The sequence below is a fragment of the Mesorhizobium sp. M1348 genome (assembly GCF_040317925.1).
In the GTDB taxonomy this organism is placed as follows: domain Bacteria; phylum Pseudomonadota; class Alphaproteobacteria; order Rhizobiales; family Rhizobiaceae; genus Mesorhizobium.
Map to the genome: position 1 here is coordinate 17,157 of NZ_JAMYLH010000042.1, position 25,794 is coordinate 42,950.

Here is a 25,794-nt window from a genome sequence, read left to right on the forward strand (position 1 = left end):
CCTCCTGTCAGTTGGCGGGGACGTTCGGGACCTTGCCGACGAACTCGTTCGTGTAGGTTTTCGCAAGATCGATTTCAGCCGCGGCGACTTTTTCGTTGAAGCTCTTCAGGACGGCGAGCGGCGTCTTGATGTCTTCCTCGTTGATGCGCCCGTCCTTTGAGAAGATCGCTTTCGCGTTCTCGACCAACTTGACGTAGGTGTCACGATCGCCGGAAATAAACTCCTTCGGCAGCTTTTCGACGATCTCTTCAGCGGAGTGGCTATCCATCCACGCAAGCGCTTTGACAGTCGCATTGGTGACTTTCTGGATGGTTTCCGGATTGGCCTCGATAAAGCTCTGCGTGGCATATAGGACCGAGGTCGGGTAGATCCCACCGTAGATCGCTTTGGCGCCCTCGTCGCTGCGCGCGTCGATCAGGATCTTGCCGACACCCTTGGCTTCGATGAAGGTCGCCGCCGGATCGTAGTTGACGAGCAGGTCGACCTTTCCTTGTTCGATCGCCGCAACGGCGGCGGAGCCGGAGCCGACGCCGATCAGCGAAATGTCGTCCGCGGTCAGTCCGTGGCGTTGCAAATAGTAACGAACGAAAAAGTCGGAAGACGAGCCCGGCGAAGTAATACCGATTTTCGCACCTTTGATCGTTTCAGGCTTTGCCGGGTCGAACGTGCTCTTGCTGCCGCCTGCCAGCACGAGACCGGAATTGCGAGCGAGTAGCACGAAGGCCACGACGGCCTTCTTCTGCGCCTGCATCTGGATCGTATGGTCGTAGAAGCCGACGGCGATATCAGTCGAGCCGGCAACAAGCGCCTGAAGTGTCTTTGACCCGCCCGATGCGAAGTTTTCGACGGTCACCTCCAGGCCTTCCTTTTCATAAAGGCCGAGCCCCTGGGCGACCGGAAATGGAAGATTGTTGAGATTGTAAGAGCCGACGCTGATGCGGACCGGTTCCGCGAACGCGGAGCCGACAAACGCGACGGTTGCCGCGAGGGCGAGCATGAGCTTGCCCATAATATTCTCCTCCTGTTTGTGGCGCCCTCCCGGCGGCCACGGTTATTATGCCGCGCAACCCAGTTGCGTGACAGGTTTTGCGAATACATGTCCTTCGAACAGCCGGCGGGCGGTGCGAAGGATTCCGGCGACGACTTTGCCGTCCCTTTCATACAGCTTGACGTCCAGGTGGCCGCTTGGATGCTCTATGGAAAGCACGACTGGGGGCGCACGCACGCCGATCAGGAGCGACGCAACCGTGCCCTGGCTGATACAGGCAGTGGCGATCCCTACGGCGCCCGTGGTTGCCAGCGACGGATGACATTGATGAGGCATAAAATACCGTACGCTGATATCGCCTCCCGACGTTGGCCGGGAAATGAGCACCGGCTTCGGCGTTACCTGATTGCAAACGTCTCCAAGGCCCATCAGTTCGCCGGCGGCGATGCGCAGCTTTTCCAGCCGCGCTAGCAATTCCCTATCGGCATTCAGTTCAGCCGCTGACTCGAAGCCGCTTGCGCCGATCGAGTTTGCCTCGATCAATATCATCGGCATGGCGCAGTCGATGCAGGTGACAGCCACACCATCGATCAAGTCGACTGGTCTGCCTGTGGGAAACAGCTGTCCCGTACGGGCCCCCGCTGCGTCCATGAAGGTCAGTGCGATTGGCGCCGCACGGCCGGGCACGCCGTCAATCGCAGCTTCACCGAGATAGGAGACGCTGCCGTTTGGAGTGGGAACTTCGGCCTCGATCAGCTTGCTGGTGTTGACGTTGTGGATTCGGACGAGCGTCGTTTCTCCACGAACCGGGACAAGTCCAGCTTCGATGGCAAACGGACCGACCGCAGCCAGCATATTGCCGCAGTTCGGCGAAGTGTCGACAATCTGTTGATCGACCCGCACCTGGGCAAAGAGATAGTCCACGTCGGCGCCAGGAATGCTGGCAGGTCCGACGATAGCCACCTTGCTCGTGACCGGGTTGCCGCCACCGATGCCGTCTATCTGTAACGGATGGCCCGAGCCCATGACGGACAGTAGGATCTCGTCACGCTGCGCGGCAGCCGCGGGAAGATCGCTTGCCAGGAAGAACGGACCCTTCGAGGTGCCGCCTCTCATCAGGACGCAAGGGATCGCGAACAGGTCGTTCATCGCTTGTGCTTCCATCAGAATTATGTCACCGCCGTATCAATCAGCGCTCTTTGATCCAATTATCGGAAGAAGGCTTTTATTTGTGAAATGCTAAGAATCGGGGGATTGATGCAAGATGAGCATTAATTGCGAAATCCTTGATCTTCGCGCCTTCCTGAGCGTCGTAGAGTTGGAGAGCTTCCATGGCGCGGCCGACGCCTTGCATCTGTCACAGCCTGCGTTGAGTCGACGCATTCAAAAGCTGGAACAGGTTATCGGGTCGCCCCTCCTGGAGCGGACGACCAGGCGTGTATCCGCGACTGCTCTGGGTACAGAGCTCGTGCCGCTCGTCCGACGCATGCTGGAGGAGTTCGATGGCTCTCTGTTTGCTGTCCGTGACGTTGGACCCAATCGAGGCGGATTGGTGACGATCGCATGCCTCCCTACCGCGGCATTCTACTTCCTGCCCACCGTCATCCGACAGTTCAATGAGGAGTACCCGAACATCCGCTTTCGCATCCTGGACTTGCCGGCGACCGACGGTCTTCAGGCCGTGGCACGCGGGGAGGTGGAGTTCGGCATAAACATCATGGGCACGTCCGATCCGGACCTGACCTTCGAGCGGCTCGCGGAAGACCCATTCGTGCTTGCAGCGCGCAAGGATCACCTGCTTGCAGCAAAACCATGGGTGGAGTGGGCGGAGTTGGAGCCCTATCATCTGATCACGGTTCATCGATCAAGTGGCAACAGAACGCTGCTCGACGCGGCACTGGCCAAATCGAACATCAAGCTTCGCTGGTTCTACGAGGTAACGCATCTGTCCACCTCCCTCGGGCTGGTGGAGGCAGGCCTCGGGATTTCGGTGCTGCCACGAATGGCAACCCCGCAAGAAGACCATCCTTTTCTGATTACCCGCCCCATCCGCAATCCCGAGATATCACGCACTATCGGCGTGGTTCGCCGTCGCGGCGGCACCTTGTCGCCGGCGGCAGAGCGATTTCTCAAGATGCTGATCGACGTATGGGGAACTGATTGAAATGCCTTAGGAAGTTCACGGTTGCACCATAGCCGCCGGGAGCGCAGATCTCGGAAGTCGCAGGCTGCGCCGAGAGCCGCCCTTCTTGGACCAATCTGAAAGTGTGGCGATTGAGAATGAACCGACGCTATCGGGAAGCATTTGGCTGAAGCGGACGTTCTGCTGACACCCATTATCTGCAGCCGATGTGTGCTTCGTAGCTGGCGGGATGTGAGCGTCCCCTGAGGCGCGCTCCTGCATGGCGACATTCGGACGGAATTGTGTCCGCGTGCTCGACCGAATCCAACACCGGCAACGTCCGCTTCCTGACGTCCAGCCTGCGCAGTCAAGAGGCGCTTCGATGGCCGCTGGCGGATGACCGAGAGCCGGTCGGATACTTTGCTGGCCTGATTGGCAGCGCGAACGACGTTACACAAAAATACTTGGCGGAGCGGGTTAAGGTGTTGCCAACAGACGCGCACGGCACCACTTGGCCGTGGGCCAGAACACCGCCAGATTTCTGTCCTGGAAATTGCGGAATGCCGATTCGACTCTCACTGAAAGGAATCTGCCCGGAAGTGGCCGAAATGCTCAATGACCGTTTCGTGCCAACGAATAGTTTCATTGAACTACGGAAGTTGGCCCCGGTTCGTCAGATCGAGGCGGCGCAATTGATGATCGCGATGAACAAGTTCTCGATCAACTACGCAAAATCCCGGGTTGGCGCGACGCCGCAGTCGCAGCTTGCCGATACGTCGCAGCCGAAAAAGCTATCCGGTCTTAGCGACGCGCAAATCGCATTGATGGAGAACGAGTCAGCCAACGTCGATAAGGAATACCGGCTTATTGAGGAGAGCGACGGATCTGACCATCTGGATCTAGTGGTGGCCACGGCTTGCGCGGATATCGGGTGACCACCGGCGCGCGTGCCAGATCGCGCCGCTTCAGCGTCACGGTGAACAGGAACCGCAGCGCCGACACCGCGCCGTTGATCGTCGCAGGGCCCACGCCGTTCTCGTGCTGATACAGCTGGAAGCGCCGGATGTCGTCGGGCGCCGCGGTGTCGGGAGCGCGGCCAAGGAACGCGGCAAAGCGCCGGACATGACGAACGTGATCCTGCTGCGTATGCGGTCCCAGGTTGCGAGCCTGATGAGCGGAACACTCTTGGGAATGCTCTGAAGATCAATACCCTCGACACCGGCCCCCAAATAGACGACGGCGCTTAGCCCCGTCATGGCGTCAAAAAAGCCAGGACTGGCGCCCTTGTCGATCAGCACAACATCTATGTCACTTTTGTCCCCGGCGTCTGGCCAGAGCCTGAACTCCAGCTGCGGCACACGGCTTTTTAGCTCAGCAGCCCATACTTGTGCATCAATGTAGTGAGGATACTCATTGACCATCAGAACGGTAATTGGTTCGTCGGACACTTCGCCCTCCCCGGTCTCAGGGGTCACGGCATCCCTATCGGGCCGCACCCAAGTTCCAGATGTCCCGATGCAGACGCCATGTCCCATCGTCGCCTTTTTTCCAGATGACAATGTACTTGCCTGCGACGGTGGAGGGGTCGCCGCTTTGCTCGGCACACCGAGCGTAAATGCGCCAACTTCGTAGGCGAGATTCCCGCTCCCTTCCACTTCCAGCGCCTTTAGGGTGAGATTCTTCATCCCGGCCTTGATTGCGCCCTGCCAGAATTCTTCCACGCGCTTGCGGCCATCGATGCGCTTGCCGTCGGGCGGCAGCAGGGCGGCATCGTCGGTATACATCTGACCCACCGCTGCCGCGTTTCCGCTGTTGAAGGCATCCATGAATTTTGTCAACGCCGCTTCGATGTCCTCGCGAGCCGACTGGGCGGCCGCAGACAATGCAGAGCAAAGAAGCAGCAAATGCAAATGACTTAGCCAGTCTCATTTTGTCCTCCCTTTGCGTGCTCCACATGCCCACCCGATGGATAGCGGCCAATCCAAGTGCGCCGCGGGCGCGCTCAATGGCCAGACGCGGCTTACATTAGGTTTTTCTGATATGATAGCGCAAGCACAGTTGCGGCCCTCTGAATGACCGAACTTCCACGTGCCGTCCAGAACCTCCGCGCGTGGCCGATAGAGCCGCACCATGTAGTTCCAGCCAGCCACCATCGGCAGGCAATTGGCAGCCTTGCCGTCGCATCCTCCTCCTGACGAACACCTAGTACGGTCAACCCTTAGGTGCCGCGCCGCGCCGCTCGAGCGCGGTCTTACGGATGATTTCCGCGATCTCCGGGCTGCTGCTGCACAGCATCTGGAAATCCGCCGAGTGCAGCGACAGGAGTGAGACCACTGTTATGGCGCTGACGGTCGCCGAGCGCGGCTCGCCGCTGATCAGCGCCATCTCGCCGAAGAAGGCGCCAGGGCCAAGCTCCACCGGGTTCGGCGTCGCGACGCTGACGCGCCCCTCCACGACGAAGAACATCTGATCACCGGTCTCGCCATTGCGGCAGATCACAGCGCCCGCCGGCACGATGCGAGGTCGTAATGCGCGCACGATCTCGACTAGTGTGGCCGGGCCGAGCTTCTGAAACAACGGCACGGCGGCGACCAATTGCCAATTACGGACGAAATCCTCGCGACGGACTTCTTGGTAAAAGCCGGTGGCAAGAATGCCAGCCCAGAGCGCGAAGATGCCGATGCCACTCATCATGACCGCCCCGGCAAGGACGCGGCCGGCGAAGCTTTGCGGAATAGCGTCGCCATAGCCGGTAGTGGACAGCGTGACCACCGCCCACCACATTGCCTGGGGGATGCTGCCGAACTTTTCCGGTTGGACGTCGCGCTCGATGACATAGGCCGCGAGCGAAACACCGAATAGAACGATGCCGAAGACCGTGGTGACGCCGATCAGGTTGCGCGCTTCGTTGGTCAGGATCCTGCCCAGCAGCGGGAAGAAAGTCGAGTCGCGCAGCGGTTTCAGCAGCCAGACAGCACAGTAGAGGCTCCGGTCGGGCGTGCCGACGAGCAGAAATGCGGCTAGTGGAACCAAAACCGCGAGCACATCAATGGCGATTGCCGCCGTCCTGTCCCGAACGTCTCCCGCCCGGCGCTTGAGCAGCGTCTCGGCCAGTTCCAGGAGATAGACGCCCCAAATGACCGCGAGCACGGCAGCCAGAGCCAGTCTGCTTCGTCCGGACATATCCGGTGTCGTGAGCGTAGCCACCGCCACAAGCCCAGTCGCAGCCAGCAGCGCGTTGAGCGGCGCGTAAATTCTTAAGAAACGCAGTACCGACATTCTATGCCCACGAGCGGCTACTACCCTCCAGAATAGGATGCCTTCAAGGCAAGCGCAAAGGTGCTTACTGTCGCTGCGATGTGCATCACCAACGGTGAACTCAGATGTCCGGGAAAGTGAACTGACACGCCACAACCCGATTCGGACAATTGCAATAGGTTCCGCGAAGGTCAGCTTCGGAGAAAAGACGACATGGGATCGCGACGGAAAAACTGACATATCGGACGCCGCAACGCGACGCGGCAGAAGCGCCAAGCTGGCTGGTGATCATCATGTCGGTTCGTCTAGTACCAGGCGTCGGGCGCCAAGCTCGCCTTCCGGCCTGAGCTAACAGGCCAGCCGAACCTCATCGGCCAATCTCAACCGGTTCGCCATCAGGGTTTCGTCCGGATTCCGGTCCGGGCAAGCCTCAATGCCGTCGAGAACCCCAAATGCGGCATGTTGAGCATTTCGCCTTCTCGCGATCGTGGCAAGGCAGCTCGACCCGGCGTTCATCTTCGTCGACAGCCGCCGGATGCCGGCTTGGCACAGGTGGAAAAGGAAACAATCCCGGGCTCTTAAGTTACACCGAAAGGCTCGCCGAGGTCGGCTGCAACACGCCGGGGAACGGCCCGATCCTGGCTGGGCGATGCCCGGACTGGAAGAGGTTGCTGTGGAGGTTGGCGATCCACTGCTTGCCTTCGGTCGTCAGCTCCAGATAGCGGATCGCGTCGCCGATATAGGGCTCTACCTGCAGCGTGAAGAAATCGGTGAAGATGGCGCCGAGATCGGCGGCGGTCTTGCAGCCGAGCTTTTCCACCATTCCGATCTCAGAGAACTCGGCAAACAGCGCCGGCAGCTTGCGGTGGTAGAAGGGATCAGCGAGTTGGCCGATCAGGTCCGCGGCCCTGACCAGCGCCGGCTCGGTGTTGGTGACCTGGTAGGCCGGATCGTTCGGCACCGGAAAGCGCGTCATCTCGATCGCCTCGACAATGCGCTCCTCGTTGATGAACTTCGAGGAAGCAAAACGCTGGCGCGCATAGATCTTGGCGCGCTCGATATGATAGGGCGCAAGAACCGCGTCGGAGGCGCCCCGCGGTGGCGTATGGCGGTCGCCGGCGTCGTTAATGACGAAGCTGTCCTCGGTGTCGCCCTGGCATACGCCGTGCACCATGCCAATGTCGTGGACAAGCAGCGCGCAGGTATAATGCAGCCAGTCATCGGGAGTCAGGGATTCCGAAAGCAGCCGGCCGCGGATGATCTGCTGGCCAGCGAGCGTAACCATCAGTGTATGCTCGATGTTGTGATAGAGCGCGTTCGAATTGCCGATGCGCTCCAGGACAAGGCGGGCCGCCCCGCCTATGTAACTCGCATATTCCGGATTGCGATGCGAGAAATACTGGAGATAGAGTTCTGACAGATAATCGCCGAGCCGGTCGGCCATTATGGAGATTGGATTGAGCATTACAATCGTTCCTGAGCGCTTTGAAGCACGACAAGTCGCGCCGCGTGGCGGCCATCCTAGCACGGTTCCGGCGTAGATCTTATCTTAGGACCAAGGCCCCCAAGGCAGCGGCGACTACCGAATGCTGCTGCGGTCGCCATCACCGGCATGATGGCACATTGGAACAAGCAGGCCGGCATTCCGGACGGCTACACCTTGCACCGTCTGCGCCGCACCTTCGGCACGTATCTCGCCGAATGCAACATCCAGGCACGCGCCATTATGGAAGCGATGGGACATTCCTCGATGACGGTGACGGACGCGTACGTACGGAAGGCCAACAAGAAGCGGATGGCCGTCGACATCGCCCCGCCATCAACAAGCGGGAGGCGAAACGCGACGCTATAAAGCAGCGGACACCGCTATGCGTCATCAAATGAATGGTTTCAATCGGACCGGTGCAGGGCGGCTTATCGGCCGCTTTTTTTTGTTGGGCCCATAATTTGCCCAAAACATTTTGGGCCGAGGCCACTTTTTCGCAATAAAATCCAATACTTTGGTGGGCCCGGAGGACGTTTTCAAATATCTGATTTCATTGTCTTTTTCGTGGGCCAAAATAGGAACTCTTCCCGTATCGTTCCGTTTGGTTCTGCTCCCACGCAAAGGACGCTGCACAAGTTGGGACATGCTGGTCCTAGGATGTCGGCTCTGCATGATCTCGCGGTTGGTAGCGATCAGTCGCCGCTGTCCAATTCCGTTCCGGTTCGCAGGCACTTCAGATAGGCGCGATAGGCGAAGCTGCGGTCGCGCTTCTTCCCCGTGGTTTCCACGAGAATATCGGCTTCGGCCAGCGCCTCGATCGCACGCGTCGCGGTCGGCTTGCTTGCGCCGATCAACTTTATGACCGAGGCAACGCTCACGATCGGATGACGCGGCAATTGCTCGAACAGTCTCACTGCCGAGACGGAGGCGGACTGGGCTCCGAGCAGTCGCACCCGGTCCGCGGATACGAGATTGAATAGTTCCCGCGCCGAGGCGACGGCTTCATCGGAAATCGTGGCGACCCCATCGAGAAAGAAGTCGATCCAGCCCTCCCAGTCCCCTTCCAGCCGGACCAGATTGAGGCGCCGGTAGTACTCTTCCCGGTGGCGCTTGAAAAACAGGCTGAGATAGAGGAGCGGCGCCTTCAGCAAGCCCCAGTGCTCCAAGAGCAGCGCGATCAGGAGCCGCCCGATCCGCCCGTTGCCGTCGAGATAGGGATGAATGGTCTCGAACTGCACGTGGAGAAGACCCGCCCGCACCAGCTTCGGTGGCGGATCCTCGACGTGGATGTATTTCTCAAATTCGCTGAGAAGCTGGGGAAGCTTGTCGGGTGGCGGCGGAACGTAGGCCGCATTGCCTGGCCGGCTTCCCCCGATCCAGTTTTGGCTGCGGCGCACGTCTCCGGGCTGCTTGTTCGAACCGCGCACGTCCCGCATCAGCCGCTTGTGCGCCTCGTTCAGAAGCCGCATGGAAAGCGGCAGGCCACGCGCAGCGGCAAGCTGGCCGCGCGCATAGGCAAGTGCGTCGAGATAGTTCGTAACCTCTTCCACATCGGCATTGGGCGCCGGCTCCTCCGCGGCCTCGAAGGCGAGAAGGTCCACGAGCGAAGCCTGCGTGCCCTCGATCTGCGATGAGATCACAGCCTCCTTGCGCACGAAGGCGTAGATGAACCAATCGAGGGATGGCACCATCTCGCCTGCCAGATCGAGCCTGGCCAGCGCCTGCTCGGCTTCCCGCAGACGAAGTTCGAGCTTGCCTTCAATTACGAGCGCCGGACGTGCAGGCGGCAGATCGAACGGGATGAACGCATCGATCTTCTCCCCGCCTGCGGTTACGCTCTCGTATCGGCCCGTGGTTCGCTTCGGCATTTCGTGACGCCAATTGGAACGGCTTCGTTCGGATCGAGGCGAGCAAGGAACAAGAGCGTTCCTTGCTGACCTCCCTGGGAACGAAGTCTTTACTAGCGCCAAGTGTTAGTCAAGAAATCGTTCTTAGCGCTAGTGCCTTAATAAAATTGTCGCCGACGCTGCAGGCCGCGCCGTCTGGCCGGAATCCTGCCGAACGAGCCAGCCGCGCGTCTCCACGAACCGCGCCAGATCGATGAGGAACGCCTGCACGCACGCTCATGCAATTGACGGCCACGGTTTTCTTCGGGTCATACCCTTCCGATTCCGAAAGCGTCACATCGATCGGTCGTTGCGCCGCCGAGCGACGAAAGGCGCGGGCGTCTGTGTAAGAGAATCTTCAGAGCCTATTTCGTGATCACTCCTTTGACCGCCTCGAGTTGACCCGCGTCTTCCTGGTGCCTGGGAGGATTCCGCTCAGTCACCTTTCCGGTTCGCGAAGCGCGTCGAAGGGCCCGTTCGGTCATTCAGGCCTCTTGAGGCGGGTATCGATTGCAAAGCTCTTGTCACCCGCGTGTTGTGGAACTTCCAATTCTCGAAAGACCCGAAGAGGGTTCGAGTCCGAAACGCGGGACCGAAACAAAACAGAAAATACAACAAAATCAAATACTTAAAGCTTTGGTGGGCCCGGAGGACGTGGTAAGGACGTTGATTCTATTGCGTTTTTCGTGGGCCAAAATTAGAAAGTTTCCCGTATCGTTCCGTATTGTCTTGCGATTGATCCCGACATCAGATTTCGACACGCTAGCGCGAAACGCTATCGGTTTGTGGCGACGTCATAGCCCTATCATGCCATGCCATCGGCCTACCCCGCCGCCAGAGCCGTCACTTCACGGCGGAACGGCAGCGCATCGCCGATATCGGCTTCATCCAGCTCGCGGGCGAAGCGGTGGCCGGCATAGGTTGCCCAGGCGATCGGGCCCGGCGCCTCGGCATCGCCAATGACCTTGATCGAGCGGATGCCGCTGTCGGCCCATTCGTCCCGCCGCGCCTTCAACTCGTGCCAGACGCCATCGTCCTGTTGGCGCGACGTCACCAGCACCACGGCGTCCGCGGCGATGTCACGTTGGCTGCCCGTATAGGCGCAGGCCGTGACAACACCGCCCGCCACGATGCGCGTCACGGTCCGGCTCAGCACGATCTCGACGCCGAGTTCGGCCAGCCGGCGATGGATGGCGCCCTGCTCCAGCGTGTTGCGGGTCCAGTCGGACACATAGGCCGACGGCGTCACCAGCGTCACCCTCGCGCCCCGGCGCGTCATAAGCTCTGCCAGAACGCCACCCATGTAGTAGTGGTCGTCGTCGAACAACACGACTTTGCCGGTCGGAACATTTCCGCCCATCAGGTCGTCCGGGGTATAGAGCGGCATGGCTGGGTCCACCGGCATCGGCACGACATGCGCGCGCGCCACGCCATCGCGGCGCCATGTCGAGCCAGTGGCGATGGCGATGTTTTGAAAGCCGAAGGCGAGGATGTCCTCGGCCGACAATCGGCTTTCGAAATAGACGTCGACATTGGACATCTGGCTAATCTGATACTGGCGATAGTCGCGAACTCGGCCCCATGCGGAGAGACCGGGCAAGAGGCACTCGCGCGCCACGCGGCCACCAAGCCCGGTGCCGGCTTCAGCGATGGCCACCTGATAGCCGCGGAGGCCGAGGGCGCGGGCCGCCTCCAGCCCGGCAGGCCCGGCGCCGACGATCAGCACGCTGTCGCTGTCGCCCTTGGCCTGCATGCGTTCGGGATGCCAGCCCTTGCGCCATTCCTCCATGAAGGTCGGGTTCTGCGCGCAGCGCGAGATCGACATGGTCATGTCGCCGGTGATGCAGATGTTGCAGCCGATGCATTCGCGAATGTCCTCGATCCGCCCCTCCTCCACCTTCTTCGGCAGGAATGGATCGGCAATCGATGGACGTGCGCAGCCGATGAAATCGAGCGTACCGGACTTGATCATCTTCACCATCACATCCGGCGAGGTGAAGCGACCGACCCCGACGACCGGCTTCGAGGTCAGTTTTTTGATGCCGGACACCAGGCTCTCCTGTGCGCCCTCCTCCTTGAATCGCGACGGCCCGGAGCAGTCTTCCCAGGCGCCATGCGCCAGATCCCACAGGTCGGGCAGATCGGCATGCATCTCGATCACGTCGCGCACTTCGGAATTGGCAAAGCCAAGCTCGCCGATCATCTCGTCCAGTGACAGCCGCAGCGTCAGGCCGCAGGTGTCGCCGATGGCGTCGCGACCCTCTTCGATCAGCTCGCGCATCAGCCGCGAGCGGTTTTCCAGCGAGCCGCCATATTCGTCACTGCGCTGATTGGTGGCGGTGGACAGGAAGTGCTGGATGATGCCGAAGCCATGCGCGCCGTAGAGGCACACCAGATCGAAGCCCGCCAGCTTGGCACGTTTGAAGGCATTGCGGTGCCAGCGGCGCAGGTCGCGGATATCCTGTTTGTCCATTGCGCGCGCTTGAACCGGATCGTTGGTGAAGGTCCGGATCGGCAACGCCGACGGCCCGCGCGGTACTTCCTTGGTGTAGAGGTTGGGGCCGTTGATGCCTGAATAGGCGAGCTGGATGCCGGCCAGTGCGCCATGCTGGTGCATGGCCTTGGCCATCTTCGCCAGTGCCGGGATATCGGCATCGTCCCAGAGCCTGAGCTCGATGAAGGGCGTGATCTCCGAGGTGTGGTGCATCTCGGTCTGCTCGGTGAAGATGACGCCCCAGCCGCCTTCCGACTTGATGCGGCGCATCTCGGCCGCGGCCGAAGGATCGCGGTAGCCGCCGCCATTGCAATGCGGCACCTGATAGAAGCGGTTCTTGGCGGTCACCGGGCCGATCTTCACCGGCTCGAACAGAATGTCGTAGCGTGGATCGCGCATGGTGCTTCCTTCCTGCCAGCGTCGCATCGCGGCATGCGCGGTGATGGTTTCAAACCTTGGCGCAAGCTCGTCTGCCCGGTGGGTAGATGCCGTGACCCTACTCATAAGTTGCGGCGCGTGCCGGAAAACTACAGATTTCTTCTGTGCCGATTAGGACGCGCCTAATCAGCCCCGCCGTCTGGATTAGCATCCGGCAAATCCCGGCTGAGCCAAATGCGACTTCAACGCCGTTGCCACACGATGCTAGATAGCGCGCACGGCCAATGAGACACACGACGCATGGATAGCATCCAGATCCTTGAAAAGCTGATCGCATTCCCGACGGTGAGCCGCGTTTCGAACCTCGACCTCGTCGGTTACGTGACGGAGTTGCTGGCAGCACAGGGCATTGCTTGCCAGATCATCCGCAGCGCGGATGGCCATAAGGCCAACCTTTTCGCCACCATCGGGCCGGCCGACGCTCCTGGCGTGATGTTGTCCGGCCATACCGATGTCGTCCCCATCGACGGGCAGGACTGGACGCTGCCGCCTTTCGAGATGACCGCGCATGACGGCAAGCTGTACGGCCGCGGCGCGGCCGACATGAAGGGTTTCGTCGCCTGCGCGCTCGCCGCGTGTCTAAAGGCCGCGAAAATGGGTCTGCAGACGCCCTTGCATCTGGCGCTTTCCTACGACGAAGAGGTCGGCTGCATCGGCGTACACAGCCTGATCGACATGCTGCGGTCCGCGCCGCACCGGCCATTGCTGTGCATCGTCGGCGAGCCGACCAACATGCAGGTGGCGACCGGCCACAAAGGCAAGCTCGCGGCACGCGCCATCTGCAGGGGACGCGAAGGCCATTCGGCGCTGGCGCCGCTGGCGCTCAATGCCATTCATCTGGGCTGCGACTTCGTCTCCGCGTTGCGCGGCGAACAGGATCGGCTGGCGCGCGACGGCGCGCACGACGGCGACTACGACATTCCCTACACGACCGTCCACGTCGGCAAGATCAATGCCGGCGTGGCGCTCAACATCGTACCGAACCTCTGCCAACTCGACATCGAGATCCGCAATGTCGCGGCCGACAATGCCGCCGATATCCTTGAGGGCCTGCGCGCGGAGGCGCAGCGTATTGCCGCTGCCGCTTCAACGATCGCGCCGGAGGCGGCCATCGACATCGACATCTCCAACACCTATCCGGGGCTGGAGACGCCGACGAATTCGCAGGCTGTGGCCTTCGTGAAGTCGCTAACCGGCGCCAACCACACCATCAAGGTTGCCTTCGGCACCGAAGGCGGATTGTTCACCCGCGACCTCGGCACGCCGACCATCGTGTGCGGGCCGGGATCGATGGCGCAAGGCCACAGACCGGACGAATTCGTCAGCGTCGAACAGATGCGCCGCTGCGACGACATGCTGGACAATCTGCTGCGGCGGCTTGCCGATCACCGGCTTCAGGTTGCCTGATAAAGTTCGTGGCTATTCCACGACCCTACCACTGCCGAATACGCCCTGTTCGACGACGAAACGGCGGCAATGATCGATGAATGCCTGCACTGTCTGGGTGCGGTGCTCGGCGTTGGGCAACGCGACCCCCATGGTCAGAGGCCGCAAATCCCCCTCCAGGGGCACGAAGACCAGCGGCTTGCCGTCGGGCGCCAGCGTGTTGAGCGGCCGCATGTTGGCGATGCCGTAGCCGAAGCCGTTCGCGACCATCGACCGCATTACCGCGATGTCGCCGGTGCGCTCGGCAATGTTCGGCCGGATTCCTCGCGAATGAAAGGCCGAAAGGAAATATTCGCGGCTATAGGGTAGGTCGAGCAGCACCATCGGCTCGTCGGCCAGTTCTTCCGTCGTGATGGAAGCCTTGCCGGCGAAGCGGTGCCCTTGCGGCAGCATGACATAGGCCGGCACCAGCATCAGCGGTTCGAACGTCGTGTCCTGCGACAGTTCGAGATCGTAGGTGAGTGCTGCGTCGATTTCGCCTCGCTGCAACATTTCGAGCAACTGCCCCTGGTTGCGTTCGAATTGTCGGAACCGCACCTCGGGATAGGCGCGCTCGAACTTCATGCGCAGGGTCGGCATGACGATCTGCGCGAAGGTCAGCAGGCATCCGACCGCCAGCGGCCCACGCACCTTCTCGGCGATGTCGCCGGCGATGTCGTGCAGGGCATCGGCGTCGACCAGCAGCCTGGCGGCCTCCTTCAGGAAAACGCGACCGCCAGCCGTGAGCGACAGGCCATGCGAATGCTTGCGCACAAAAAGCTGGACGCCGAATTCGGCCTCGAGCTGCGCGATCGACGCCGAGATCGAAGGCGGCGAAACATTGACCTGCTCGGCCGCCTTGGTAATGGACCCGGCTTCGCCGACGGCGACGAAATATTCGAGTTGTCTCAGGGTGAAGCGTAGCGGCATGGGCTTCTATGTTGCCGGTTTGGGCGCCGCGATCAAGCGCCCCCGCGGCTTCAGTATTTGATCCATGTCGTTTTCAGCGCGGTGTACTTGTCCAGTGCATGCAGCGACAGGTCGCGGCCAAAGCCCGATTGCTTGACACCGCCGAACGGCGTCATCGGGCTCAGCGCATCGACCGTGTTGACGGAAACCGTGCCGGCGCGCAGCCGGCCGGCGACGCGGTGCACGCGCGAAAGGCTGTCGGTCCACAGCGATGCGGCCAGCCCGTACGGGCTGTCATTGGCAATACGGATAGCTTCCTCTTCATCATCGAAGGCAATGACCGAAAGCACCGGTCCGAATATCTCATCCCTGGCAATTGGGTCGTCATGGGAATGGCCGTCCCAGGCAAGTTGGGACCGGCTTAACCAGGAGGTCGAGGGCCAACTCGTAAAGGTTCGCTCACCGCTCGCCGCGTGCATGGAAGCGCCGTCGAGCCCCCGCTGCGCCGATGTCTTCAAGGAACTGAAGAATCCCTATTACCTCGGCGACGAGGTCGGGCTGACGCAGACCCTCGGCTGGGTCGATGGCTGGACGTCTCAGCCGAGCGCCTATGCGGTGGCCGCCCGAACGACCAGCGACGTCGTGGCGGCGGTCAATTTCGCCCGCGAGAACAATTTGCGGCTGGTCGTGAAGGGCGGCGGGCATAGCTATCAGGGCACCTCCAGTGCCCCCGATTCCCTGGTGATCTGGACACGCAAAATGAACGCCGTCGCCTTGCATGATGCGTTCGTCGCCACGGGATGTGCCGGGCAACAGCCGCCGCAGCCGGCCGTCACCGTCGAGGCAGGCGCGATCTGGGGTCACGTCTACGACGCCGTCACGACGAAGGCGGGCCGCTACGTCCAGGGCGGCGGCTGCCTGACGGTGGGCGTTGCGGGCCTAATCCTGAGCGGCGGCTTCGGCAGTTTCTCGAAGGCCTACGGGATGGCCGCGGCGAGCCTGCTGGAGGCAGAGATCGTTACCGCCGATGGCGAAGTGAGGATCGCCAACGCCTGTACGAACCCTGACCTATTCTGGGAAATCAAGGGCGGCGGTGGCGGCAGCCTCGGCGTGGTAACGCGGCTTACGCTGCGCACACACGAACTGCCAGAGTTCTTCGGTGCGGTGTTCGCGACGATCAAGGCGGCATCGGACGCCGCCTTCCGCCGGCTGATCGGCCAGATCCTGGAATTCTACGGCGCGGCGCTGTTCAATCCGCATTGGGGCGAGCAGATCCGCCTCCGGCCGGGCAACGTTCTCGATATCGCAATGGTGTTCCAAGGGCTCGACCAGCTGCAGGCGGAGACGGTCTGGCGGCCGTTCTTGAGCTGGCTGGAAGGCGCTCCGCAGGATTTCAGCCTCGACTCGGTGCCGATGATCATGGCGGTGCCGGCCCGAAATTTCTGGGACCCCGCGTTTCTCACGCAACTTCCCGGATTGGTGATTGCCGACGATCGCCCCGGCGCGCCAAAAGCCAACCTGTTCTGGGCAGGCAACCTGGGGGAAGCGGGACAGGTCCTGCACGGTTATCAGTCCGCCTGGCTTCCGTCCTCCCTCCTGCAACCGGGCCAGCAGGGCCATCTCGCCGATGCTCTGTTCGCGGCGACCCGGCATTGGGGCATCTCCTTGCACTTCAACAAGGGCCTGGCCGGCGCCTCTGTGGAGGCGATCGAGGCGGCCCACGACATGGCGACGAACCCGGCGGTGCTCGACGCCTTCGCGCTGGCCATCAGCGGCGCCGAAGGGCCGCCGACCTACCCCGGCATTCCCGGTCACGAGCCCGACGTGCCGACCGCCCGCCGGCATGCAGCCGCGATCGACAACGCAATGACCGAGGCGCGTAAACTGCCGGCCGTCGGCTCCTATGTGTCGGAAAGCGATTTCTTCGACGAGGCGTGGCGGGAATCTTTTTGGGGCGCGAACTACGCAAGGCTCCTCGCCGTGAAGGACAAATACGACCCGGGCGGCCTCTTCTTCGTGCATCACGGCGTAGGCAGTGAACGCTGGAGCGCCGACGGCTTCACGAGAGGGACCTGACATTTGGCGATGGAACCTCACCGGACACCTCCACCAGATCTCATCATGATTCAATGTGCGACCTTTGATGGGCGAGTTCGCCACGGTCAACAGAATGATTTGGCTTCATGGGCAAAATGACGGCCGACGGATGAGCCGGGTCGCGGAAGATGCTCTGCTCAGCCAGCATCATCGTGGTCGCCGTTCCGAGCGGCTCCCCCGTTCCCAGATTTCGCGCAAATCGCGGCGCCGCTGGAAACCTGCACTCTGACGTGATGCCCCTTCTTAAAGCGATAGGCCATGGGCCACAGATCGACTAGCACCCCCCGACACCCATCCGGATCGGCGACGGGCCGGTCGGGCAAGAGGCGAAGCAGACCGTCGCCGACGTTCAGCGACTCGCCGGATGGGCGGACGTCGCACAGGGGACGAAGAAATCGGTATGCTCCAAGTTTGAACGGACGAACAATTCGGCGGAATCTCCTGACGCTTTGTGGGGACCTGAGACGCAACAATAACAAAATTGGCTTCCAAGTTGCCGTTCCCCTGTGCCCCGATCTATAGATCGCTTCGGACTCGACTCGTGACATTGGCTGCGTTCGGCGCAAACGTCAGCAGGTGGCGCTCCATGGTAGTTCCCATCGACGAGTGGCAACATCCCACCCCGGCCGGACCTTCCCGAGCCTAATCAGGCAATCTGAAGTCTGAACACACCAACCGACCATGCGCGCCAAATGCGGAAGTTGGGGTAGGCTGCCACCCGTTTGTCGAGCGTTCTGCTCGCCAGCATCGAGGGCGGACGCGTCCGATCGGAGTTACGCTCCTACCAATCGGTCATCATGCGGGACAGCCGAAGGCGGGTGACGAGCGCGGGGAGTTCCGCCTGGCGGTGTGTGTTGGTCTTGCCGAATACCGCTCTGAGCTCGGTGCGCGCGGTTTCGCGGCCGATGCCGAGAGCAATTGCCGCCACATTGATGCCATCCCCCGACGCGAGGCGCGCGGCCCGCCTGGCCTCGGCTGCCGTCAAGCCGAATGCAGCGCTCAAGCGCACTGCATCCGGGCGCGCCAGAGACCTCAGGTCGGTCACCAGGAGCCTGGGTTCAGACATTCCGCATCAAGCCAGCCGATCGCAGGGCATCCTCTATAACCTTTCGGATCTCTGCGGCGGAGTTGGGCTCCTGAGAAGGTAGACCATTTCCCCTCGCAGCGCGTGGCGCAGGGTGTGGCATTTTGGGAGTCTCGATTTCGGGCATCGACAAAGTAGTTGAGAGACGGGCAGAGCGAGTCTCGCCGTTGGCTTTCACCGGCCTGGTTTTCGCCGCCCGGTTCCTACCTGACTTCGCTATGCCCCAGAAGCGCGCAATATGCGAGGTGGACGAGATGCCGATGTCGAGCATGAACGGTCCCTCAGCGCCCAGCGCCGCGTCACCGGCCGTATCAAGCGGCGTACCGTGGCCCATTCCGGCGATGCGATATTCCTCAATGATTTCCTGCCCTTGGGCATTGCACCAGACACGCCGTGAATAACCATCCACAATTTCTGATCGGACTGAACGTGCATCGAGCCCGTGAATGGCTCGCCATTGTCCGACGATGGCATCAGCATTGGAGGATGCTACGGTTTGATCGGTGGAGCCGTGCCAGACCGATATAGATGGCCAAGGACCTTTGTGCGGCGAGGCACCGCGCAGGGCCTTCTGCAATTGCCTTTCCGAGGGCGCGCCATGACCGCGCATGCGGTCGAAGGCTTCCGGGATAGTCTTTGCGCTCCCATACGGCAGGCCGGCGATGATCGCGCCACCGACGAAGACCTCCGGGTAGCAAGCCAGCATCACCGATGTCATGGCGCCTCCGGCGGAGAGGCCGGTGATAAAGATACGCTTACGGTCGAGGCCATCTTCAGCGACAACCGCCTCAATCATCTGGCGGATCGAAAGGGCCTCTCCGCCGTTCCGCTTTGTATCGCTGGGCACGAACCAGTTGAAGCAGAGGTTGGGATTGTTGGCGCGTTGCTGCTCGGGAAACAGCAGGGCAAAACCTTCCTGGTCGGCCAGTTGCGACCAGCCGGAACCATGGTCGTACCCGGCTGCGGTCTGCATGCAGCCATGCAGCACCACGACAAGAGGCGCCGCTTCAGGCAAAGCATCCGGAACGTAGATCCTCGCCCGCAAGGCGCCCGGATTGGAGCCGAAATCCGCCAGATCCGATAACCGATCGCGGCCTTGGCCGTGGCTTTGAAAACTCTGCCCGGCGCGGAATGCCGCAAAGCAGGTGATCGTGTCGGAGATTTTTCGCAAATTAGTATCCTTTGTTCCGGCCGCCAAAAATGGCGGCAGCGCTGCGCACAACGCACAGGCAGCAATATCGTTGCTGCACTGCACAATAACAAGCGCACTATGACTTAGGGTCAGGACTCACTGATCAGAGCCAGAAGATCACGGCCGCTGCTATGCATATGCTTGAGAAAAGGTGTGGGCGCAGCGGTCGTATCGAGTGTGAATACGACGCCAGTCTTTGAGTTTTCTGAACATGTTTTCGATTTGTGACGTTGCTTGTAGAGCACAACATCGTGCGGGATTGGGACCTTTCTGTTGGCCTTTGACGGAATGCAGGCGGTGATTCTGCGATCAGCCAGCGCCTTTCGAAACCAGTCGGCGTCGTATCCCTTGTCTGCAAGCATTGCTTTGGCCTTGTGGCAAGGCTTTGAGCATAAGAGCGGCCCCTCTGAAATCGCTCATCTGGCCTTCGCTTAGCAACATTGATCAAAGGTCGGCCCTGGCTATCGCACACCGCGTGTAGTTTCGAATTCAAACCACCTTTGGTCCGCCCGATACGTGTAGGAACATCCCCCTTTTTTAACAGGCTGGCTGCCGTCCGATGTGCTTTCAATGGGTAGCATCGATCATCAATTGTTCCGGCTTGCCGCGTCTGGCTGCGAGTTCGGCTAAGATTCGACTGAACACACCAAGCCTGCTCCATCGGATGAAGCGATTATAAATCGTCTTGTGGGGACCATATTCTTTAGGCGCGTCGCGCCAGCGCAATCCGTTCCGAATAACGAAGACAATACCACTGATGATCCGGCGGTCGTCCACTCGCGGAATACCGTGCGACAATGGAAAGTATGGCTTAATGCGGCGCGTCTGCGCCTCAGACAACAGCATCAAATCACTCATGGCAGCGCCTCCTCGCGCAACCGTTGAATCAATCCGTCGATGCCGCCGCAAGTGGCAAATGCCACCGTCCCCTGTTGGCCCAAGCCAGACATCGGGGTAAACTGGACACCGTACTTCGCGTCTCCTTTGAGGTGGCAGGTAGCGGATGCCCGTCTCGGCTTACTTCAAGGCAGGTTTGTTTGTGGTCGCCGCGGCCGCCGCATTGTTCTCAGCGGCCGGCACGATCGCTGTCCCGGGCTTTTGGGCCTATCTCGCAATCTTCGCTGTCGTCATGATCGTTTCGTTCGCGGCGCTCGATCCGGACCTCCTGCGCGAACGCATGCGGCCGGGTGGCAAGAAGCCGCCGCTCTCGCTGAGGGTCTTTTCGCTCGTTCTGTTCATGCATTGGATCGTTGCGGGGCTTGACCGTGGCCGTTTCCATTGGAGCGACAACGTGCCCGATTGGCTTCAGGGCGTTTGCCTGTTCACGGTCGCGGCCGGCTACGCCCTTGCACTATGGGCTATGCGTGTGAACCGGTTTTTCTCCTCAGTCATTCGAATCCAGGCCGACCGCGGCCAGCACGTCGTCAGCACGGGGCCTTATGCCTTCGTCCGCCACCCTGGTTACACCGCTGGATTTCTGATCATAGCGGCAAGCGGACCCGCGCTCGGATCGTGGCTTGCGGCTGCGCTCGTTGTGCTCTTTACCCTGCCGTTTCTGCTCTACCGCACCATCACGGAGGACCGAATTCTTCGCGCGGAGCTTGCGGGCTATTCGGATTACGCCGCGCGGGTCCGATGGCGGCTTCTCCCGGGTATTTGGTGAGAGCCAAACCTCCTTAGGAAGCGTGCTTCGAAGGTCGTCGCGGCCTGCCAATGCAGCTAATTTTTGCCGTGGTTTAGGCTCACGTTTTGGTTCCGATGTCTGCAATTGGCGCTTTTGAGACCTTGGTCTAATCTCATAATGGCGGGAAGTTGCCGTTCGAGGCCTATTCCGAAAGCGATGGCTCTTGGCAGTTGATGCCAGATTAATAGGTCCTGACCCTAGGCCGCATGAAGATAATCGTCGTTGATCCCGAGCGCCGCATCGCCAGGGCCGAAGCCGGCCTGACCCTCGGGCGAGTTCGACGCAGCCACACAGGCGCACGGCCTCGCGACGACCATGGGCGTGAACGGCGACACCGGTATTGCCGGCCTCACGCTGGGTGGTGGCTTCGGCAAGCTCGGGCGAAAGCACGGACTGAGCTGCGACAATTTGATCGCGGCTGAAATCGTCACCGCCGAGGGACGGCTGTTGCGGACAAGGGCCAGCGAGCATCCCGACCTGTTCTGGGCCTTGCGAGGCGGCGGCGGCAATTTCGGCATTGTGACGGCGTTCGAATACCGGCTGCACCCGCTCGGCCCGGCGCTTCTCGTGGGCACCGTGCTGCACGCCTACAGTCACGCGCGCGAGGCCATGCGGTTTTACGATGAATTCTCCCGCGACGCCCCGGACGGGGTGAGCGTCGATGCCGCGCTCGTCACGCTGCCCTCGGGCGAGCGGGCCTTCAGCATCTCGGCTTGCTATGTCGGGTCGCCCGAAGCGGGCGAACCAGCCATCGCGCCGCTGATGAAATTCGGATCCCCCACCGAAAGTCGCCTTAAAGCCATTCCTTACCTCCAGATTCAATCGGCGGGCGACAGCCTCTTTCCACGCGGGCGACGCTATTACTGGAAAGCGCAGTTCATGCGCGAGATCAGCGATGGTGCGATCGAGGCGCTGCTCGACAGTTACGCGAGGGCTCCCAATCACTTCCCTGCTGGTTTTCCAGCAGGTCGGCGGCGCGATCGCTCGCGTGCCCGCGTCGCACTCGCCCTATGCCAACCGCGATGCGGCCCTTGACTGCTTCCCGATCGCCATCTGGGACGATCCGGCCGATGACGAGGCAAATATCCGCTGGGCGCGCGACCTGTGGAATGCGGTCAGACCATTCTCAACCAGCGGAGTCTATGCCAACAATCTCGGTGATGAGGGTGACGACCGCGTGCGTGATGCCTACGGCGCCAATTATGCGCGCCTCGTCGCCATCAAGAAGCAATACGACCCGACCAATTTCTTCCGATTGAATCAAAATATCAGTCCTGGATAATTCGAAAATCCGTGGGGGAACCGTGCGCAGTCGCTGGACGATCCTTGCTGTTCTGTTTGTCGCCCGCACCGCAATGGCGTTTCAGTTTCAGAGCGTCGCCGCCGTCGCGCCTCTTATCAGCGATAGCGTCGGTGCGAGCCTGGCCGACATCGGCATTCTAATCGGCCTCTATCTTGCACCGGGAGTCGCATTGGCCCTGCCTGGCGCGACCATCGGCCAGCGCTATGGCGATAAGGCGACCGTTCTCGCTGGGCTCCTGATGATGCTGGAGGGTGAAATGCTGATGACGGCGTCGGCGTCCTGGAGCCTGCAGATCGGCGGCCGATTGATAAGCGGCACTGGCGGTGTCCTCCTGAATGTCCTGATGACCAAGATGGTCGCCGATTGGTTTGCCGGACGGGAAATCGCAACCGCCATGGCCATCTACATCAACTCGTGGCCAGCGGGCATCGCCATCGCTCTCATGCTGCTGCCGGCAATCGGAATGACATTCGGGGTGACCTCGGTGGGCATTGCCGTTTCGGTCCTGGTCATCGTCGGCATCGGCTTGATGACCTTCATCTATCGCACCCCGGAGGTATCGCCCGCCGGTGGGATCGAACGCCGCGGCATTTCTGCCGGGACCACCTTCGCCCTCATCACTGCCGGCCTGATCTGGTGTCTCTACAATGTCGGCTTCGCAATGGTCTTCAGCTTCGGCCCCTCAATGCTTGTCGAGCGCGGCTGGTCCAGCCCGGAGGCGGGATCGGCGACCAGCCTGGTGCTTTGGCTGGCCACCCTTTCGGTCCCCCTGGGTGGCTTGCTGGCCGATCGCAGCAAACGCGGCGACGCGGTCCTCACCGCGGGCTGTGTCGGTTTTGCACTCCTAATGCTCGTTCTGTCGCGAAGCGGACCAGTGCTTCCCCTCATCATTACCATGGGGGTCGTATGCGGCCTGCCTGCCGGCGCGATTATGAGCTTGCCCGCACGGGTGCTCGATCAAAGAACGCGATCGATCGGGATGGGAGTGTTCTACACGGTCTACTATGCCGGCATGTTGGCCGCCCCGGCGATCGGCGGCAAACTTGCGACTTGGGCCGGTACAGCAACCATCGCGCTCGATTTCGGCGCTGCCGCACTCCTCCTTTGCCCTTTCCTCCTTTGGTCATTCCACCGGATCAGCCGTCTCCCAAGGGCGATGGTGGTTCCATCCAGGTAAGGCGGCTAGTCGCGCCGATACCGCTGGTACCGCGACATCAGCACGGTTGTCCCGGCTCCCGGTCTGACCGATTCTATGGCACTACTCTGGCAGTCCAGCAGTACGCAGCGCATCACCAAGGCACTCCACGAGCGCTGGAGCACAATTCACGCCCGCAAACTGGCGGCTATAACTGAACCTTGGATGCAGTTCGAGCACCCGCGCGGCAGCTGCCCTCGCTTCTTCCAGCCGGCCGAGTTTGGCAAGGGCAGCGGCCAATTGCACGTAAGTGATGCTATGTGCGGGATTGGCCTGAACGGACCGTAAGCGGCGCGACTCGCATAGGCGTCCGTTCCGGTGCAATTCCGGCCACCGGTGCCGTTGCCGTCTGCTTTCAGCACTAGACGAAACTGATCTCTACAGCCGACGTGGGGCGCAAAGCCGTCGTTGAAAATTGATGGGACGGCGGTCGCCTGTAGGTCAGAAATTGACGCTACCCCAACTCGGGTTCTGACCGTCGTCGCGAGTATCGTCGTGACCTGACCCATTGCATACGGTCAGACTAGTTCTGTGCAAGGGCCGACTGAAAGTCCCTGGTGTTGTTGCGATTGGGATAGGACTGGTCCGGTACTGGGACACCGAGATGCCGACAGAGCGGCGTCCACCCATCTCCCAGATTGTGGACCAGCAGCCGACCCGGCGGCACTGTCGCAATGACCGCCCTTACATTGGCTTCGTAGACGGCTATGGCATTGGCGCGATCGTGCGGCAGGCCGCCGAAGACCTGCCTGGAGATCAAGGTAAGGCCCAGCGACTCCTGATCCTTGCTCTGGCTGATGCCTGCCAGGATCGTTTTCTCGAAGCTTTTCCACCAGCTTTCCGGCGATCGGTATGTCAAGATGACCCGGGCGTCCGGATAGAACTCAATCAGATCACGCCAATAGTGCGCCGAGGGCCAGTCGATGCAGGACGCGTAGCCCGCAAACAGCTGGTTCCAGTCTGGTGCCGCGCCCTTCGCCAGCGCACGCCAAAGCCGCTTCTGGTCTTCATTGGCCATGACTTCGAACATGTGGTGACAGGGGCCGAAGCCAAGGATCGTCAGCGCCTCGCGCATCGAATCCGTTCCTGTCCGGCCAAAGCCCGTTCCGATTACCTTCATCGCCATTGTGCCCCCCGGTTCAGACCTACACCCGTCAGACCAATCGCTTGCGAGCACCATCCGCAGGCGGTTTCCCTCAGGGTCGGAGAGGTCCAGCGCCCCCTCCGTTTGCAGCGAGGGCACGTGCGCCTCGCCGAGACGTCGCGCGACGGCCGCGATGTCTCCCCGGCTGGGAAGCACGACGGTAAAATGCTCCAGACCTGCCGCGCCGAGCGGTGGCTCCTTCAGCTCGTCGCGGGCCCAGATGTTGAATGCCACCATGTGCGGACGTTCCTCGGTGCCGCAGTCGAACAGGCCAAACGTTGCGGACTGGATATGTGGCCTGAAGCCAAGCACGCCGAGGTAGAACGCCATCAGCGTTTCGGGCGACCGCACGCGCAGTGTGACCGATGAAGGTGTCCGCCGCCAGCGGAACTTTGACACGGTCCGCCGGGTCGAGCTCCTGCAGCAATCGATCGATATCCAGAGGTTCCAGCCCGGAATGCCTTGTGCCGTCCTTGGCGACAAGCGAAACACCGCCGCCAGCCATCGCTTCCCTAGACGCGAAGCGCCCGGCCGTGTCGAAGCAGATCTCGATCCCATTGCCGGAAGGGTCGGAAACGTAAAGGGATTCCGAGATTAGGTGATCCTGGGCGCTGTGCCTCAGGCCGGAGGCCCGCAGCCGGGCGGCGACTCGGGCCAATTCCTTGCGTGTCGTGACATGGGTGGCGACATGAAAAAAATCGCGGGACTTTGACGGCAGGACGTTTGTAGCCCCGGCGTGCAGCACAATAAGGCTCTTGCCGTCGACGCCGAGTTCGGCGATCCCGCCGTCCCTGGTCAGGGTCGAGAGGCCGACCACGTCACGCCAGACCGGTAAGGCGGCTGGAATGTCGACGACGCGCAGATGAACCGGGCCGAGACGGGTGGTGTCGGCTAGAATTTCTTGGCTCTTCATCGGCCGTTGTTTCCCTGCAGCGCTGGAACATATAAATTACCAGATCGTATCCTTATGTGATATGGTCAAATCCTGGCCGAGAAAAATTAATAGAAACAAAGGAGGCCGCGATGAGAGAGTATTTTTCATTTCAGCTATTCATGAGAATGTCGACTGCGTTATTTATTGGTGCCGCT

21 protein-coding genes and 5 pseudogenes are annotated in these 25,794 nt (G+C 61.0%); 9 read left to right on the plus strand and 17 right to left on the minus strand.

Annotated elements, in window-relative coordinates:
• Positions 1-7: 7 nt before the first annotated feature.
• Together NKH13_RS32970 and NKH13_RS32975 are read right to left on the minus strand one after the other, a co-directional pair.
• A complete protein-coding gene (locus NKH13_RS32970) occupies positions 8-1,009 on the minus strand; it encodes an ABC transporter substrate-binding protein (RefSeq protein WP_352917006.1) in 1,002 nt (333 codons plus the stop codon).
• A gap of 45 nt (positions 1,010-1,054) precedes the next feature.
• A complete protein-coding gene (locus tag NKH13_RS32975; RefSeq protein ID WP_352917008.1) occupies positions 1,055-2,137 on the minus strand; it encodes a 4-oxalomesaconate tautomerase in 1,083 nt (360 codons plus the stop codon).
• A 115-nt stretch (positions 2,138-2,252) separates the two neighbouring features.
• Between NKH13_RS32975 and NKH13_RS32980 the strand changes: the two genes are divergently transcribed.
• Both NKH13_RS32980 and NKH13_RS32985 read left to right on the plus strand, forming a co-directional pair.
• Positions 2,253-3,152 (plus strand): LysR family transcriptional regulator, encoded by a 900-nt coding sequence (locus NKH13_RS32980; RefSeq protein ID WP_292661417.1) that lies wholly within the window; start codon positions 2,253-2,255, stop codon positions 3,150-3,152.
• Between the two features lie 260 nt (positions 3,153-3,412).
• The gene (locus NKH13_RS32985) at positions 3,413-4,045 is read left to right on the plus strand and encodes a plasmid partitioning protein RepB C-terminal domain-containing protein (RefSeq protein ID WP_352917010.1); all 633 of its coding nucleotides are present in this window, start codon (positions 3,413-3,415) and stop codon (positions 4,043-4,045) included.
• On the opposite strand, the gene NKH13_RS32990 is transcribed toward NKH13_RS32985, so the two are convergent.
• The 4 genes and pseudogenes from NKH13_RS32990 to NKH13_RS33005 form a co-directional block, all read right to left on the minus strand.
• Positions 3,975-4,268 carry a phage integrase N-terminal SAM-like domain-containing protein gene (locus tag NKH13_RS32990; protein WP_352917047.1) on the minus strand — a complete coding sequence of 98 codons (294 nt, stop codon included), beginning with the start codon at positions 4,266-4,268 and terminating at the stop codon, positions 3,975-3,977. The two genes, NKH13_RS32985 and NKH13_RS32990, sit on opposite strands and share 71 nt — an antisense overlap.
• 449 nt (positions 4,269-4,717) lie before the next feature.
• Positions 4,718-5,020 (minus strand): annotated as a pseudogene (locus tag NKH13_RS32995) (YybH family protein); the annotation flags it as partial.
• Between the two features lie 301 nt (positions 5,021-5,321).
• Complete coding sequence (locus tag NKH13_RS33000) at positions 5,322-6,389, minus strand: cyclic nucleotide-gated potassium channel (protein WP_352917012.1); 1,068 nt, start codon at positions 6,387-6,389, stop codon at positions 5,322-5,324.
• 562 nt (positions 6,390-6,951) lie between these two features.
• Complete coding sequence (locus tag NKH13_RS33005) at positions 6,952-7,833, minus strand: metal-dependent phosphohydrolase (protein ID WP_352917014.1); 882 nt, start codon at positions 7,831-7,833, stop codon at positions 6,952-6,954.
• A 147-nt stretch (positions 7,834-7,980) separates the two neighbouring features.
• Here NKH13_RS33005 and NKH13_RS33010 point away from each other — a divergent pair, with 147 nt between their 5' ends.
• Complete coding sequence (locus tag NKH13_RS33010) at positions 7,981-8,220, plus strand: tyrosine-type recombinase/integrase (RefSeq protein ID WP_352917016.1); 240 nt, start codon at positions 7,981-7,983, stop codon at positions 8,218-8,220.
• 326 nt (positions 8,221-8,546) lie between these two features.
• On the opposite strand, the gene NKH13_RS33015 is transcribed toward NKH13_RS33010, so the two are convergent.
• Together NKH13_RS33015 and NKH13_RS33020 are read right to left on the minus strand one after the other, a co-directional pair.
• The gene (locus NKH13_RS33015) at positions 8,547-9,722 is read right to left on the minus strand and encodes a Fic family protein (RefSeq protein WP_352917018.1); all 1,176 of its coding nucleotides are present in this window, start codon (positions 9,720-9,722) and stop codon (positions 8,547-8,549) included.
• An 841-nt stretch (positions 9,723-10,563) separates the two neighbouring features.
• On the minus strand, positions 10,564-12,633 hold the full coding sequence (locus NKH13_RS33020) for an oxidoreductase (protein WP_352917022.1): 2,070 nt from the start codon (positions 12,631-12,633) through the stop codon (positions 10,564-10,566).
• Between the two features lie 279 nt (positions 12,634-12,912).
• On the opposite strand from NKH13_RS33020, the gene argE reads away from it, so the two are divergent.
• Complete coding sequence (gene argE / locus NKH13_RS33025) at positions 12,913-14,079, plus strand: acetylornithine deacetylase (RefSeq protein ID WP_352917024.1); 1,167 nt, start codon at positions 12,913-12,915, stop codon at positions 14,077-14,079.
• A 12-nt stretch (positions 14,080-14,091) separates the two neighbouring features.
• Here the strand turns inward: argE and NKH13_RS33030 are convergent, their stop codons facing one another.
• Both NKH13_RS33030 and NKH13_RS33035 read right to left on the minus strand, forming a co-directional pair.
• Entirely contained in the window at positions 14,092-15,027 is a 936-nt protein-coding gene (locus NKH13_RS33030; RefSeq protein ID WP_352917025.1) for a LysR family transcriptional regulator, read from the minus strand.
• A 50-nt stretch (positions 15,028-15,077) separates the two neighbouring features.
• A pseudogene (locus tag NKH13_RS33035) lies at positions 15,078-15,410 on the minus strand (aldehyde dehydrogenase family protein); the annotation flags it as partial.
• Positions 15,411-15,483: 73 nt separating this feature from the next.
• Here NKH13_RS33035 and NKH13_RS33040 point away from each other — a divergent pair.
• Positions 15,484-17,082, plus strand: coding sequence for an FAD-binding oxidoreductase (locus tag NKH13_RS33040; protein ID WP_352917027.1), 1,599 nt, complete (start codon positions 15,484-15,486; stop codon positions 17,080-17,082).
• 158 nt (positions 17,083-17,240) lie between these two features.
• On the opposite strand, the gene NKH13_RS33045 is transcribed toward NKH13_RS33040, so the two are convergent.
• From NKH13_RS33045 to NKH13_RS33060, 4 genes and pseudogenes are all read right to left on the minus strand, one after another.
• A complete protein-coding gene (locus tag NKH13_RS33045; protein ID WP_352917029.1) occupies positions 17,241-17,651 on the minus strand; it encodes a CocE/NonD family hydrolase C-terminal non-catalytic domain-containing protein in 411 nt (136 codons plus the stop codon).
• 233 nt (positions 17,652-17,884) lie between these two features.
• On the minus strand, positions 17,885-18,106 hold the full coding sequence (locus NKH13_RS33050; protein WP_352917031.1) for a hypothetical protein: 222 nt from the start codon (positions 18,104-18,106) through the stop codon (positions 17,885-17,887).
• A gap of 55 nt (positions 18,107-18,161) precedes the next feature.
• Positions 18,162-19,358 (minus strand): extracellular catalytic domain type 1 short-chain-length polyhydroxyalkanoate depolymerase, encoded by a 1,197-nt coding sequence (locus NKH13_RS33055; protein WP_502914164.1) that lies wholly within the window; start codon positions 19,356-19,358, stop codon positions 18,162-18,164.
• A gap of 124 nt (positions 19,359-19,482) precedes the next feature.
• Positions 19,483-20,237 (minus strand): annotated as a pseudogene (locus tag NKH13_RS33060) (IS5 family transposase).
• A gap of 145 nt (positions 20,238-20,382) precedes the next feature.
• Here NKH13_RS33060 and NKH13_RS33065 point away from each other — a divergent pair.
• The 4 genes from NKH13_RS33065 (at position 20,383) to NKH13_RS33080 (ending at position 23,543) form a co-directional block, all read left to right on the plus strand.
• The gene (locus NKH13_RS33065; RefSeq protein WP_352917033.1) at positions 20,383-21,042 is read left to right on the plus strand and encodes a methyltransferase family protein; all 660 of its coding nucleotides are present in this window, start codon (positions 20,383-20,385) and stop codon (positions 21,040-21,042) included.
• Between the two features lie 342 nt (positions 21,043-21,384).
• Positions 21,385-22,098 carry an FAD-binding oxidoreductase gene (locus NKH13_RS33070; protein WP_352917035.1) on the plus strand — a complete coding sequence of 238 codons (714 nt, stop codon included), beginning with the start codon at positions 21,385-21,387 and terminating at the stop codon, positions 22,096-22,098.
• Positions 22,052-22,345: a BBE domain-containing protein gene (locus NKH13_RS33075; protein WP_352917037.1), complete on the plus strand. Its 294-nt coding sequence runs from the start codon at positions 22,052-22,054 to the stop codon at positions 22,343-22,345. Before NKH13_RS33070 ends, NKH13_RS33075 begins: the two co-directional genes overlap by 47 nt.
• A 22-nt stretch (positions 22,346-22,367) precedes the next feature.
• The gene (locus tag NKH13_RS33080; RefSeq protein ID WP_352917039.1) at positions 22,368-23,543 is read left to right on the plus strand and encodes an MFS transporter; all 1,176 of its coding nucleotides are present in this window, start codon (positions 22,368-22,370) and stop codon (positions 23,541-23,543) included.
• An 81-nt stretch (positions 23,544-23,624) separates the two neighbouring features.
• On the opposite strand, the pseudogene NKH13_RS33085 reads toward NKH13_RS33080, so the two are convergent.
• The 3 genes and pseudogenes from NKH13_RS33085 to NKH13_RS33095 form a co-directional block, all read right to left on the minus strand.
• Positions 23,625-23,846: pseudogene (locus tag NKH13_RS33085) on the minus strand (transcriptional regulator); the annotation flags it as partial.
• A gap of 238 nt (positions 23,847-24,084) precedes the next feature.
• On the minus strand, positions 24,085-25,035 hold the full coding sequence (locus NKH13_RS33090; RefSeq protein ID WP_352917041.1) for a sulfotransferase: 951 nt from the start codon (positions 25,033-25,035) through the stop codon (positions 24,085-24,087).
• A 274-nt stretch (positions 25,036-25,309) separates the two neighbouring features.
• Positions 25,310-25,618: pseudogene (locus tag NKH13_RS33095) on the minus strand (VOC family protein); the annotation flags it as partial.
• Between the last annotated feature and the right edge of the window lie 176 nt (positions 25,619-25,794).